This window comes from Micromonospora sp. DH14, from assembly GCF_029809455.1.
In the GTDB taxonomy this organism is placed as follows: Bacteria; Actinomycetota; Actinomycetes; order Mycobacteriales; family Micromonosporaceae; genus Micromonospora; species Micromonospora parva.
Genome location: NZ_JARVKT010000008.1, coordinates 44,264 through 57,283, shown reverse-complemented (window position 1 = coordinate 57,283; position 13,020 = coordinate 44,264). Strand labels below are relative to the sequence as shown.

Annotated in this window: 9 protein-coding genes and 2 pseudogenes; 4 read left to right on the top strand and 7 right to left on the bottom strand. The window is 72.1% G+C overall.

Annotated elements, in window-relative coordinates; translation table 11 throughout:
- Positions 1-106 precede the first annotated feature (106 nt).
- From QCZ28_RS13030 to ftsY, 7 genes and pseudogenes are all read right to left on the bottom strand, one after another.
- Positions 107-658, bottom strand: a pseudogene (locus tag QCZ28_RS13030) (response regulator transcription factor); the annotation flags it as partial.
- A gap of 6 nt (positions 659-664) precedes the next feature.
- A pseudogene (locus tag QCZ28_RS34505) lies at positions 665-1,795 on the bottom strand (sensor histidine kinase); the annotation flags it as partial.
- Between the two features lie 250 nt (positions 1,796-2,045).
- Positions 2,046-4,322 (bottom strand): [protein-PII] uridylyltransferase, encoded by a 2,277-nt coding sequence (locus QCZ28_RS13020; protein WP_279516896.1) that lies wholly within the window; start codon positions 4,320-4,322, stop codon positions 2,046-2,048.
- Positions 4,323-4,339: 17 nt separating this feature from the next.
- Positions 4,340-4,678, bottom strand: a complete 339-nt coding sequence (locus QCZ28_RS13015; RefSeq protein ID WP_172862163.1) for a P-II family nitrogen regulator — start codon at positions 4,676-4,678, stop codon at positions 4,340-4,342.
- A gap of 25 nt (positions 4,679-4,703) precedes the next feature.
- Positions 4,704-6,116, bottom strand: coding sequence for an ammonium transporter (locus QCZ28_RS13010; RefSeq protein ID WP_030335249.1), 1,413 nt, complete (start codon positions 6,114-6,116; stop codon positions 4,704-4,706).
- Between the two features lie 276 nt (positions 6,117-6,392).
- Positions 6,393-7,256 carry an aminoglycoside phosphotransferase family protein gene (locus QCZ28_RS13005; RefSeq protein WP_181539524.1) on the bottom strand — a complete coding sequence of 288 codons (864 nt, stop codon included), beginning with the start codon at positions 7,254-7,256 and terminating at the stop codon, positions 6,393-6,395.
- Between the two features lie 6 nt (positions 7,257-7,262).
- A complete protein-coding gene (ftsY, locus tag QCZ28_RS13000) occupies positions 7,263-8,444 on the bottom strand; it encodes a signal recognition particle-docking protein FtsY (RefSeq protein ID WP_030335252.1) in 1,182 nt (393 codons plus the stop codon).
- 116 nt (positions 8,445-8,560) lie between these two features.
- Here ftsY and QCZ28_RS12995 point away from each other — a divergent pair, with 116 nt between their 5' ends.
- The 4 genes from QCZ28_RS12995 to QCZ28_RS12980 all read left to right on the top strand — a co-directional run bounded on the left by QCZ28_RS12995 (position 8,561) and on the right by QCZ28_RS12980 (position 13,009).
- The gene (locus tag QCZ28_RS12995; RefSeq protein ID WP_279516895.1) at positions 8,561-10,288 is read left to right on the top strand and encodes an alkaline phosphatase D family protein; all 1,728 of its coding nucleotides are present in this window, start codon (positions 8,561-8,563) and stop codon (positions 10,286-10,288) included.
- A 10-nt stretch (positions 10,289-10,298) separates the two neighbouring features.
- Entirely contained in the window at positions 10,299-10,739 is a 441-nt protein-coding gene (locus QCZ28_RS12990; protein WP_245233712.1) for a MarR family transcriptional regulator, read from the top strand.
- A gap of 146 nt (positions 10,740-10,885) precedes the next feature.
- Positions 10,886-12,505, top strand: a complete 1,620-nt coding sequence (locus tag QCZ28_RS12985; protein ID WP_279516894.1) for an MDR family MFS transporter — start codon at positions 10,886-10,888, stop codon at positions 12,503-12,505.
- Between the two features lie 9 nt (positions 12,506-12,514).
- On the top strand, positions 12,515-13,009 hold the full coding sequence (locus tag QCZ28_RS12980) for a universal stress protein (protein ID WP_279516893.1): 495 nt from the start codon (positions 12,515-12,517) through the stop codon (positions 13,007-13,009).
- Positions 13,010-13,020 lie beyond the last annotated feature (11 nt).

Here is a 13,020-nt window from a genome sequence, read left to right as displayed (position 1 = left end):
AACATCCCGTTTGTCAGTGTTCCGGCGGGCACAACACGGCCGGCACTGCGGAGTCCGACCACCGCTAGGGTAGCCGCCCGGCCGCAAGGCCGCTGGCGGCCCGGCCTCACCCCGAGACCAAGCCCGATTGGTACGCGAAGACGACGAGCTGGGCCCGGTCCCGGGCTCCCAGCTTGCCCATGGCCCGGCTGACGTGGGTCCGCGCGGTCGCCGGGCTGACCACCAACCGTGCCGCGATCTCCTCGTTGTTCAGGCCCTCACCGACCAGGCCGACGACCTGACGCTCCCGATCGGTCAGCGTGTCCAGCCGGGGATGCGGACGAAGCACCCGGGACGGCCGGGTGGCGAACTCCCGTACCACCCGACGGGTCACCGACGGCGACAGCAGCGCCTCCCCCTCGGCGACGAGCCGGATCGCCCGCAGCAGCTCGGCCGGCCTGGTGTCCTTGGTGAGGAACCCGCTGGCGCCGTGGCGCAGCGCGTCGAAGACGTACTCGTCCCGCTCGAACGTGGTGAGCACCACCACCCGCGTACCGGCCAGGTCGCTGTCGGCGACGATCCGGCGGGTCGCCTCGATGCCGTCGATGCCGGGCATCCGGATGTCCATCAGCACCACGTCCGGCCGTTCCCGGCGGGCCAACTCGACCGCCCGCAGCCCGGCGTACACCCGGAACCCGCCGCCGGCGCGCGGCCTGGTGCTCAACCGCCCGCCCAACGCCGCGACCCGCTCCCGCATCCCGGCCAGACCGTGACCGCCCTCGTCGTCGGCCGGCGCGGTCCCGGCGCGGCCCGGCCCCACCCCCCGGTCGGTGACCTCGACGGTCACCTCATCAGCGCGGTAGTCCACCGTCACCTGCGCGCTCGACACCCCCGCGTGCCGCAGCACATTGGTCAACGCCTCCTGCACCACCCGGTACGCGGCCAGGTCCACCGCTGCCGGCAACTCCCTGGGGTCACCCACCACGCGCACCTCGACCGCGAGCCCGGCCCCGGCGAGCCGGTCGCGCAGCGCGGGGAGTCGGGCCAGGCCGGGTACCGGCTCGCGCTCGGCACCACGCCGTACCGCGCCCAGTGTGACCCGCAGTTCGTCCAGGGCCTCGCGGCTGGTCCGGCTGATCGCGGTCAGGGCCACCTCCGCCTGCTCCGGACGCTTCTGCAGCAGGTGCAGGGCGATCTCGGCCTGCATGCTGATCGCGGCGAGTCCGTGCCCGACCACGTCGTGCACCTCCTGCGCGATGCGCAGCCGCTCCTCGTCGGCCTGCCGTCGGGCCTGTTCGGCACGGCTGCGGGCCGCCTCGGCACGGGTACGCGCCACCGTCTCACGGCTCACCCGCACCACCACCCCCACCGCGAACGGTACGACCACCCAGGCCGACGCGGGCAGCACTCCCGTCCAACCCGGCGCCGGCCCGCGACCGGAGAAGACGTGCGCCAACAACAGCACGAACGCGCCACCGGCGGCGAGCGCCGCCGGACGCACCGGCAGCCGCACCGCCACGCTGTACACCGCGATCAGGAACGTCAGCAGAATCGGCCCGTACGGGTAGCCGATCAGCAGGTACGTCGAGGTGGCCACGGTGACCACGGCGAGGGTGGCGAGCGGAGCGCGCCGCCGGACCAGCAGGGCGAGCGCGGCGACGGCGATCAGCGCCCGACAGGCAGCGTCCACCGGCCTCGCCCCCGGCTGGTTGTTCCCGGCCAGACCGGTGGCGAGCAGCCCGAAGCCGAGCAGCGCCAAGGCGAGCACGGCGTCTGCCGCCTGCTCGCGCCACCGCCACTGCCCGCCTCGTCGCATGGCCGTCATTCTGCCCACGCCGACGCCCCTCGACGTGCGTCCACGAGCGGCACCGCCGCTACGCCCCCGGACGTACCCGCCACAGCGCGCCCCCGGACGTACCCGCCACAGGGACGGAACTCCCGATCGCCGCGCGCTGCCGGCAGACATCCTCACGAGCCTGACGACTGTGAGGCATCACGATGACTGTGAGGCATCACGCTCGTGGGGGTGACCGGGCTGACACGACGGCCGACAGTGCCGTCGTGGGTCACACGGCGGCGAGGACCGCGGCCTCCAGGCGGGCCCGGGTGGCGTCGTCCGGCCAACCGCCGACCAGGTAGAACGCGTCGACCACGTCGGCGCCGAGGGTGGAGATGCGGGCCGCCCGAACCAGGGCGCCGGCCTCGTCGAGGGCACCTGCGACCCGGTAGAGCAGGCCGGCGGCGTCGGCGGCGCGCAGTTCCAGGAGTACGGCCCCGGTGGCGGCCTCGCGGTGCCAGACCACTCGTGGAGCCGCGCCACCGCCCCGGCTGGCGAGCGCCCGGCCGCGCAGCCGTTGGGTGACCGACACGTCGCCGGCGACCGCCCGGCGCAGGTCGGCGCGGAGCGGGACCGGGTCCGGCGGGAGGCCGTAGCGGGGCTGCACCCGGCATTCGACCAGAGCCCGGCCATCGACAGCGGAGGCGTCGGCGGAGATCACCTCCAGCCGGTGCAGCGCCAGGCAGCCGGCCACCGTGGCGAGCAGACCACGCCGGTCGGCCGCCGCCACCGACACCCGGTCGCCGGTCAGATGGATGACCGGCAGCGGCCCGGCCAGCAGCTCCGGGTCCGGGGCGGGTGGTTCGGGGAGTACGCCGGTGTCCAGCGCGGTACGAACCCTGGCGACCAGTTCGGCGACGAGTCGGCCCTTCCAGTCGGACCAGGCCGCCGGCCCGGTCGCCGCCGCGTCGGCGCGGACCAACGCGTGCAACAGGTCGAGGGTGCCGGTGTCACCGACCGCCTCGGCCACCGAGGCGATGGTGACCGGGTCGGCCAGGTCCCGGCGGGTCGCCACGTCGGGCAGCAGCAGGTGCAGCCGGACCAGCCTGCCGATCAGCTCGACCTCCGGGGCCGGCAGGCCGACCCGGGTGGCCACCGCCTGGGCGACCGGCACGCCGACGGTGCTGTGATCACCGGGGAGACCCTTGCCGATGTCGTGCAGGAGGGCGCCGAGGAGCAGCAGGTCGGGGCGTTCCACCTCGCGGGCGTGCCGGCTGGCCTCGTGCGCGGTCTGCACGAGGTGCCGGTCGAGGGTGAAGCGGTGCACGGGGTTGTGCTGGGGCAGGCTGCGCAGCCGGGTCCACTCGGGCAGCCAGCCGTCGACAAGCCCGTACCGGTCGCAGGTCTCCCAGGCCGGCACCAGCCCGGCGCCGGCGCCGAGCAGGGTGACCAGCGCGGCCCGGGCCTCGGCGGGCCACGGGGCGGGCAGCGGCGGGCAGTACGCCGCCAGCCACTCGCAGGTGGCCCGCGCGATGGGGATTCGGGTGGTGGCCGACGCGGCGGCCACCCGCAGCGAGAGGCTCGGGTCCGGGCGTGCCCCGATCGCCGTGCGGGCGAGCACCAGCTCGCCGTCGTGTTCCACCACGTCGCGGGCGACCGGGCGGCGGGCCGGGCGGCCGTTCCCGCCCCGGGAGCGGCCGGAGCGTAACCGGTCGGCGGCCCGGAAGGCGTCGTCCAGGGCATGGCTGACCGTGCGGGCGTCACCGGCGACCCGCCGCAGCAACGCGTCGCGGTCTTCCAGCCCGAGCAGCGCGGCCACCCCGTCGCCCTCCTGGGCGACCAGCCGGTCGACCCGCCGACCGACCTGCTGGTGAAGGGCGTCGCGGGTGTCCAACAGGCGCAGGTGGGCGGCGCGCACGGCGGGACGCAGCGCATCGGTGATCCCGGCGGCGGAGATCGCCCGCAGCAGCCCCACGTCGCGCAGACCACCGGCGGCCTCCTTGAGGTCGCCCTCCAGCAGGAACGCCAGCTCACCGTGGGTCTGCCAGCGGCTGGTGGTGACCTCCCGCAGGCCGGGCAGGTGCCGGACGGCGGTGCGCCGCCAGTGATCGGCGGCTGTGCTGATCAGCGCGTCGGCCAGCGCCTGGTCCCCCACGACCAGCCGGGCGTCGAGCAACCCGAGCGCGACCTTGACGTCGTCCTGGGCCACCGACAGCGCCTCGGCGACGGTGCGGACGGAATGGTCGAGCCGTAGGCCAGCGTCCCAGATCGGGTACCAGACCGAGGCGGCCAACTCGTCAGTGCCGGGCACCCCGGCATGCACCAGCACCAGGTCGAGGTCGCTGTACGGGGCGCACTGCCGCCGCCCCAACCCGCCGACGGCCAGCAGCGCCACCCCGTCGCGCGCCGGCAGCAGCCCGCGCAGGAAGCTGTCGTACGCGGCAGCCCGCCGCTGCCGAGCCGACTCCCCGATCCCTCCGGGTACGCCGACGACCTCGTTGATCAAGAGGTTCGCGTCGCCATCGGCGGCGTGCCCCGACGCGTTCTTCCTGATCAACGAGGTCATCTCAGTCGTGGCCGAGGTCAGAGTGCGTCGAGGCCGCGTTCGCCGGTACGTACCCGGACGACCTCTTCGACACCGGTGACCCAGACCTTGCCGTCACCGATCTTGCCGGTGCGGGCCGCCCCGACGATCGCGTCCACGACCTTGTCCACGTCGATCTCGTCGGTGAGCACCTCGACCCGGATCTTGGGCAGGAACTCGACCGTGTACTCGGCACCCCGGTAGACCTCGGTGTGCCCCTTCTGCCGCCCGTACCCCTGAACCTCGCTGACGGTCAGCCCGGCCACCCCGAGGGCGTGCAGGGCCTCCTTCACCGCGTCCAGCTGGTACGGCTTGATGACTGCGGTCACCAGCTTCATGTCCAACCCCTCCATCCCAGGAACGTTAACCGGCGACCTTTTCGCTGACCGGCTCGGCGGGCTCCGCCTCCGGCTTGGCACCACTCGTCGTACCGCCACCGGGGGTGCCGATGCCGGCCATCGCGAACGCGCTGCCCGTGCCGCCGCCGGCCGGGGACAGGTCGTAGCTGCTCTCGGCGTGCTCGGCGATGTCGATGCCCTCGACCTCCGCCTCGCCCTTGACCCGGAAGCCGATCGTCTTCTCGATGACGAAGGCGAGCACCCAGGCGATGCCGAACGACCAGGCGGTGACGATCAGGCCGGCGAGGGCCTGCCGCCCGAGCTGGGTCGCGCCGCCGCCGTAGAAGAGGCCGTCGGAGGCGCCGACCACGTCGCTGATCGCGGCGTTGACCGAGTTGGTGGCGAACAGGCCGAGCCAGAGCGAGCCGATCCAACCACCGACGAAGTGCACACCGACCACGTCGAGCGAGTCGTCGTAACCGAGCTTGTACTTGAGGCTGACGGCGAGCGCGCAGACGGCGCCGGCGACGATGCCGAGCAGGACGGCCGCCCACGGTGCGATGAAGCCACAGGCCGGGGTGATGGCGACCAGGCCGGCGACGGCGCCGGACGAGGCGCCGACCATCGTCGGCTTACGGGTCTTGACCCACTCGACGGCGATCCAGCCGAGCACCGCCGCCGCCGTGGCGAGCTGGGTGTTGATGAAGGCGAGGCCGGCGACCGAGTCGACGGTCAGCTCCGAGCCGGCGTTGAACCCGAACCAGCCGAACCACAGCAGACCCGCACCGAGCGCGACCAACGGGATGTTGTGCGGCTTCATGCCCTCCCGCGGCCAACCGAGCCGCTTACCGAGGACCAGGGCCACGGCCAGGGCCGCCGCACCGGCGTTGATGTGCACGGCGGTGCCACCGGCGAAGTCCAGCGCGTGGATGTCGGCGCCGATGATCCCGCCGCCCCACACCCAGTGCGCGACCGGGAAGTAGACCAGGGTGGCCCAACCGAACGCGAACAGCAGCCAGCCGGCGAACTTGGCCCGGTCGGCGATGGCACCGCTGATCAGCGCGACGGTGATCACCGCGAAGACCATCTGGAAGGCCATGAACACGTAGAGCGGGACCCCGATGCCGCTGGGGTTCTCCGCCGTGGCACCCCACAGGTCGGTCTCGGCGAGGAAGGTCTTGGTGCCGAGGTACGCGCCCGGGTCGCCCCAGAAGCCGTTCACGTCGGTCCCGAAGGCGACGCTGAAACCGTAGAACCACCACAGAATAGAGATGAGCCCGATAGCGGAGAAGCTCATCATCATCATGTTGAGTACGCCCTTGGCCCGGTTGAGGCCGCCGTAGAACAGCGCCAGTCCGGGGGTCATGAGCAGCACGAGCGCGGTCGAAACCAGCAGCCACGTGGTATTGGCGCCGTCGATCGTCGGTGCTTCAGGCACGCTGGCCTCCTAAAAGGTGAAGTCCTCCTTCGCGGCTTTCCGGGGCAGCGTCGCCCGTAGGCCGGTTGCGCGGAAGCTTCGCGGCCGGCTGTTTCACTTTGGGTCCCGTGCGGGTTTCCGTTTCGTGACGGGTTGTTTCGGACGTGTCACGAACTCCGCACACTCATCAGCATGGACGATTGTGGATCGACCGGACGGCGACCGTCGATGACTGACCGGCCAGAGACATCGACCGGTCCGCTTGACGGGACCGGCCGAGCATCGCCGGGGCGGCGCTCAACGCAGGGCGTTCTCCAAGGCGTGCCGCTCGTAGTCGAGCAGCCGCAGATCGCGCATCGGTCGGCGCAGGTGGCCCTTGTGCACGATTCGCACGAACGCCGGCTCACCGGCGGCGGCCATCCGACGGATCCCCTCGACGTGATCCACGATCCGTTTGCGGATGGTCCGGATCAGCCGGTGCCGGTCCCGGGGGATCAGCCCGTACGCGTCGGCGAAGAGCCGGAGCCGGCGCGGCCGGTCCGGGTGCTTCCACCCGAGCGTGATCGAGTCACGGTCCGCGAAGATCGGCACCCAGGTCCAGGCCGCGTACGCCACGTCGTAGATCCGCGCTCCGGGTGAGGCGAGGTCGAAGTCGATCAGCCCGAGGGTGCCGTCCGGACGCCAGATCACGTTGTGCGGCGCGGCGTCGTGGTGGCAGATCACCTCGGTGTCCGGCGGCGGGGGCCCGAACGAGCGCCAGACCGCCGCCTGCGGCGGGGTGAACCCGTACTGCGCGTCGTGGAACATCCGCAGCATGGTGGCGACGGTGACCAGGGCCTCGTCGGTCACCCAGTGCGGGGCGAGCGGATATTCTCCGCACTCCCCTTCCAGGTACGACAGCACCTCACGGTTGCGCTCGTCCATCCCGAGCGCCCGGGGGGCGCCGGTGAACCCCACGTACTCCAGGTGGCGCAGCAGCGCGTGCACGGACGGGGTCCACGGCCCGGCGTTGCGCCGCACCGTGTCACCCACGCGGACAACGGTGCTCACGTTGCCGCCGTGCAGCGGGATCTCCTGCGAAGTCACGTACGGTCTCCCGAGGCGCTGCGAAGGATGGCCGGGGTCACGCCAACCCGCGTACGCGCGATCGTCAGTGGTCACTCGAGACTACGCGTCCCGGCCGGTGGCCTCGGTCCCCAGCAACGCGTCGACGAACTGCGCCGGGTCGAACGGGGCCAGGTCGTCCTTGCCTTCGCCGAGGCCGACCAGCTTCACGGGGATGCCGAGCTTGCGCTGCACGGCGATCACGATGCCACCCTTGGCGGTGCCGTCGAGCTTGGTCAGCACCACACCTGTCACGTTGACCACCTCGGTGAAGACCCGGGCCTGCTCCAGGCCGTTCTGCCCGGTGGTCGCGTCGAGGATGAGCAGTGTCTCGTCGATCGGGCCCTGCTTCTCCACCACCCGCTTGACCTTGCCCAGCTCGTCCATCAGGCCAACCTTGTTCTGCAGGCGGCCGGCGGTGTCGATGAGCACGGTGTCCACGCCGGTGTCGATGCCGCGCTTGACGGCGTCGAAGGCGACGCTCGCCGGGTCGGCGGCCTCGGGCCCCCGGACGGTCTCCGCGCCGACCCGTGAGCCCCAGGTCTCCAGCTGGTCGGCCGCGGCGGCCCGGAAGGTGTCGGCCGCGCCGAGCAGCACGCTGCGACCGTCGGCCACCAGCACCCGGGCGATCTTGCCGCAGGTGGTGGTCTTGCCGGCGCCGTTGACGCCGACGACCAGGACCACCGCCGGCACGCCGTCCTTGGGAGCGGTCCGCAGCGAGCGGTCCAGGCTCGGGTCGAGCGCGTTGACCAGCTCGGCGGCGAGCAGTGCCCGCAGCTCGGAGGCCGAGCGGGTGCCGAGCACCCTGGTGCGCTCCCGGAGCCGGTCGACGATGTCGCGGGTGGCGTCGACGCCGACGTCGGCGGTGATCAGGCTGTCCTCGATCTCCTCCCAGACGTCCTCGTCGAGGTGGTCCCGGGCGAGCAGGCCGAGCAGACCCTTGCCGAACACGTTCTGTGAGCGGGACAGCCGCGAGCGGAGCCGGACCAGCCGCCCGGCGGTCGGCTCGGGGACCTCCACCTGCGGTTCGAGCACCGGAGGGGGCTCGACCAGGACGCCGGTGGACAGATCGGACTCCGGTGCCTCGACCGGCGGGCCGGCGAGATCCTCCTCAGCCCTGGTGTCGACCTCCGTGCGCGGCAGCGGGGGCTCGGGCCGCCGCCGCAATCGCGGCACGACCAGCCCGACTGTGCCGGCGATCAGCACACCGAGCAGGACCAGAGCGAGGACGAGATATTCGGCCATGCCGGAATCCTGTCAGATGCCGGCGGCGGCGTCCCAGCCACCGCTCCCTGAGCGGTGCCCGGCGTCTCAGCCACCACGCCCGGCCGGGGCCGCTGACCGGCGGTAGGCTCGGCCGCATGCCCGCCGCACACCTCCTCATCGGCCCACTGCTGCGGCGCGTGGTGGACACCCGGGCGACGATCTGGGTCGAGACGGCGGCGCCCGCCGTGGTCACGGTCCGCACCGCCGGCGGCGCCACCGGCACCGCGCCCACCTTCTCGGCGTACGACCACCACTACGCCCTCGTGGTGGTGCAGGGGCTCACTCCGGACAGCGAGACCACCTACGAGGTCCTGGTCGACGACGAAATGGTCTGGCCGGTGCCGAGCAGCGGGTTCCCGCCGAGCGTGATCCGCACCCGGGCCGCCGACGACCGGGACCAGCCGGTCAACATAATCTTCGGCTCGTGCCGGGAGACCACCCAGCACGCCACCACCCGCAAGCTGCCGCCGGACGCGCTGGACGCGTACGCCCGGCGGTTGATGGCCGACCCGGAGTCGAACCCGCTGCCCGACCTGCTGGTGCTGCTCGGTGACCAGGTCTACGCCGACGTCACCTCGCCGACCGTGCGTCGGCTGCTGCGTCGACGGCGGCGGCGGCCGAAGGGCGCTCCGGCCGACCAGGTGGTGAGCTTCGACGAGTACACCAAGCTCTACCTGGAGTCCTGGCGTGATCCGGAGATCCGCTGGCTGCTCTCCACCGTGCCGAGCGTGATGATCTTCGACGATCACGAGATCATCGACGACTGGAACACCTCGGCGGCGTGGCGTGCCGAGGTGCGCGAGCAGCCGTGGTGGCAGGAGCGGATCGGCAGCGGGCTCGCCTCGTACTGGGTCTACCAGCACCTGGGCAACCTCTCCCCCGACGAGATCGTCGCCGATCCGGTCTTCGCGAAGGTCGTCGCCGCCGAGGACGCCACCAGCGTGCTGCGCGAGTTCGGCCACCGGGTCGACCAGGAGTCCGATCTGGCGCACGACACCGAGCGTTGGCGCGCGGTGCAGTACCAGTGGAGCTACGCGCTGGATCTGGGCCGGACCCGGCTGGTGATGCTGGACAACAGGTGCAGCCGGGTGCTCGAGTCCAACAGCCGGGCGATGCTGCCGCCCGGCGAGTGGGCCTGGTTCCTCGACCAGGCGCACGGGGTCTACGACCACCTGGTGGTGGGTGCCTCGCTGCCCTGGCTGCTGCCGCAGGGCATTCACCACATCGAGGCGTGGAACGAGAAACTCGCGGACTCGCGCCGACCGTGGGTGGCGCGCGGGGCGGAGAAGCTGCGCCGCGCTCTGGACCTGGAGCACTGGGCGGCGTTCCGGCGTTCCTTCGAGGCGCTCGCGGAGACGTTCGCGCGCATCGGCACCGGCACGCCGCGGCAGTCCGGGGCGCGGGTCGGGGCCGGTCCGGCGTACGCCCCACCGGCGTCGATCAGCGTGCTCTCCGGTGACGTGCACCACTCGTACGTGGCGCGGGCCCGGTTCGCCGATCCGGCGGTGGTGACTCCGGTGCACCAACTCACCTGTTCGCCGATCCACAACCAGGTGCCGGCGGGCATCCGTCCGCTGATGCGGCTGGGCTGGTCGCCCGGTCCGGCCGGGGCGACCCGGGCGTTGGCACGTTCGGCGGGCGTACGCCGGCCGGGGGTGCGCTGGCGCAAGCTGGCCGGCCCGTACTTCGGTAACGCGGTCGCCACCCTGACCCATCGGGGGCGCGACGCCGACGTGGTCATCGAGGGCACCACGAGTGACGGGCACCTACGCCCGGTGATGCGGCGTCGACTCTCCGGGAGCAGCGGCGCGGGCGCGCCGTAGTCTCTACGCCGTGGATGAGCACCTGCCGGAGCCGATCCGGGCGGTTGAGCACGAGTTGACCGCTCTGCTGCGCCGCGGCCGGGCGGTCTCCTGGGAGATCGCCCGGGAGGTGCACCCGAACCTGGAGCCGAACACCTACGGGTTGCTGCTCTGGTTGCGGCGTAGCGGGTCGATCCGGTTGACCGAGTTGGCGGCGCGGCTGGGCGTGGGCAAGGGGACGCTGAGCCGGCAGATCAACGCGTTGGAGGTGCTCGGTCTGGTGCACCGCGACCCCGATCCGAGTGACCGGCGGGCCGCGCAGATCAGCCTGACCGAGCAGGGGCAGCGTCGGTTCGACGTGGCCCGCGCGGCCCGGCTGGGCGAGTTCGTGCGTGCCCTGGACGGCTGGTCGGAGCGCGACATCGAGGATTTCGCCCGACTGCTCGGCCGGTTCAACGACTCCTGGCAGTAGCGCCCGGTGAACGGGAATAGGGTGCCGGTCGGACAAGTTGTTGCTTCAGGCAACTAAGGCATACGGTTGCTTCAGGCAACTCTCAGGCGGCCGCGCACCCCCGCCCTCCGCCGTTCCACCTCGACTCCGCTCGGAGGCAACAAACGATGAGCCAGGCGACAGTGCCTCCCCAGGCAACCGCCGTGACCATGACCCACCGGCAGATCCTGGAAGCACTCTCCGGCCTCCTTCTGGGCCTGTTCGTCGCGATCCTCTCATCCACGGTCATCTCGAACGCGCTGCCACGGATCATCACCGAACTGCACGGCGGCCAGTCCGCGTACACCTGGGTGGTGACCTCGGCCCTGCTCGCGACCACCGCGACGACCCCCATCTGGGGCAAACTAGCCGACCTGACCAGCAAGAAGACCCTGGTCCAACTGGCCCTGGGGATCTACGTGCTGGGCTCGGTGCTGGCCGGCCTCGCCCAGGGCACCGGAGAGCTGATCGCGTGCCGGGTGCTCCAGGGCGTCGGCGCCGGCGGCCTCACCGCGCTGGCCCAGGTGATCATGGCCACGATGATCGCGCCCCGCGAGCGCGGCCGCTACAGCGGCTACCTCGGCGCGGTGATGGCCGTCGGCACCATCGGCGGACCGCTGATCGGCGGCGTGATCGTGGACACCTCCTGGCTCGGCTGGCGCTGGTGCTTCTACGTCGGCGTGCCGTTCGCCATCGTCGCGCTGATCGTGCTTCAGAAGACCCTGCACCTGCCGGTCGTCAAGCGGAAGGCCGAGATCGACTGGTGGGGCGCCACCCTGATCACCGCCGCCGTGTCGCTGCTGCTGATCTGGGTCTCGCTCGCGGGCGACCAGTACGCCTGGGCCTCCTGGCAGACCGCCGCCATGGTCGTCGGCGCGCTGATCCTCGGCGCCCTGGCGATCCGGGTCGAGACCCGGGCCGCCGAGCCCATGATCCCGCCGCGGCTGTTCCGCAACCGCACCATCACCCTCGCCGTCGTCGCCAGCATCGCGGTCGGTGTGGGCATGTTCGGCGCGTCGATCTTCCTGGGCCAGTACTTCCAGATCAGCCGCGGTCAGAGCCCGACCATGTCCGGTCTGATGACCCTGCCGATGATCCTCGGCCTGCTGGTCTCCTCCACTGTCATCGGCCGGGTCATCACCAGGACCGGCCGTTGGAAGCGGTACCTGGTGATCGGCTCGGCGCTGCTCACCATCGGCTTCGCGCTGATGGGCACCCTCCGCGCCGACACCAACTTCACACTGCTCAGCGTCTACATGCTGGTGATCGGCGTCGGCCTCGGCATGACCATGCAGAACCTGGTCCTCGCCGTGCAGAACACCGTCGGCCCGCACGAACTCGGCGCGGCCAGCTCGGTGGTGGCGTTCTTCCGCAGCCTCGGCGGCGCGATCGGTGTGTCAGCCCTCGGCGCGGTGCTCGCCCACAAGGTCAAGGACTACACCGCCGACGGGTTGGCCCAGCTCGGCATCCCGGCATCCAGCTCGGGCGGCGGCGGCACCCTGCCCGACGTGCACACCCTGCCCGGCCCGCTGCGGGCGGTGGTGGAGAGCGCGTACGGCCACGGCGCCGGAGACATCTTCCTGACCGCGGCCCCGTTCGCGCTGATCGCGCTGATCGCGGTGGCCTTCATCAAGGAGGTGCCGCTGCGCCAGCACAACGGCAACCCGGTTTCCGACGAGGTCGAGCGGGAATCGACACTCGCCGCCGGCGCTGGCGCACCCGTGATCCGTACCGGCGAGCAGAGGTGAGGTAGAACCATGGGCGTGGGAGCACCGGACCGCGAGGAGTACGGTCCCCGGGCCCGGCCGCTGCCTTTCGAGCGCGGCACGGACGGGCCACGGGTGATCATGGTGGGCGTCGACGGCACCCGCACCTCCGAGCGGGCCGGCTCCTACGCCGCGGGCCTGGCCCGTCGGCAGGGTGCCGCGCTGGTGGTGGTCTTCGTCAGCTCACCGAGCGGGTTGACCGCCCTGGTGCCCGGGATGGATGCCGGCGCGGTCCAGCGCACCCACGACGAGTTGGCCGACGAGCTGCGCCGGGAGTGTCGGCGCGGGGCCGAGCAGTGGGGCATTCCGGTGACCCTGGTGGTGCGGCGCGGCGACGCGTATGGCGAGCTGCGCGCGGCGGCCGACGAGTTCCAGGCCGACATGCTGGTGGTCGGAGCCTCCGAGCAGGCCGGGCACCGGCTGGTCGGCTCGGTCGCCACCCGGCTGGTCCGGGCCGGCCGCTGGCCCGTCGTCGTGGTGCCCTGATAACGGGTCGC

Coding starts and splice junctions, on each gene's coding strand:
- QCZ28_RS12995 (WP_279516895.1), top strand. CDS start 8,561: ATGCCCGCCGCACACCTCCTCATCGGCCCACTGCTGCGGCGCGTGGTG.
- QCZ28_RS13020 (WP_279516896.1), bottom strand. CDS start 4,322: ATGACCTCGTTGATCAGGAAGAACGCGTCGGGGCACGCCGCCGATGGC.
- ftsY (WP_030335252.1), bottom strand. CDS start 8,444: ATGGCCGAATATCTCGTCCTCGCTCTGGTCCTGCTCGGTGTGCTGATC.
- QCZ28_RS13015 (WP_172862163.1), bottom strand. CDS start 4,678: ATGAAGCTGGTGACCGCAGTCATCAAGCCGTACCAGCTGGACGCGGTG.
- QCZ28_RS12980 (WP_279516893.1), top strand. CDS start 12,515: ATGGGCGTGGGAGCACCGGACCGCGAGGAGTACGGTCCCCGGGCCCGG.
- QCZ28_RS12985 (WP_279516894.1), top strand. CDS start 10,886: ATGAGCCAGGCGACAGTGCCTCCCCAGGCAACCGCCGTGACCATGACC.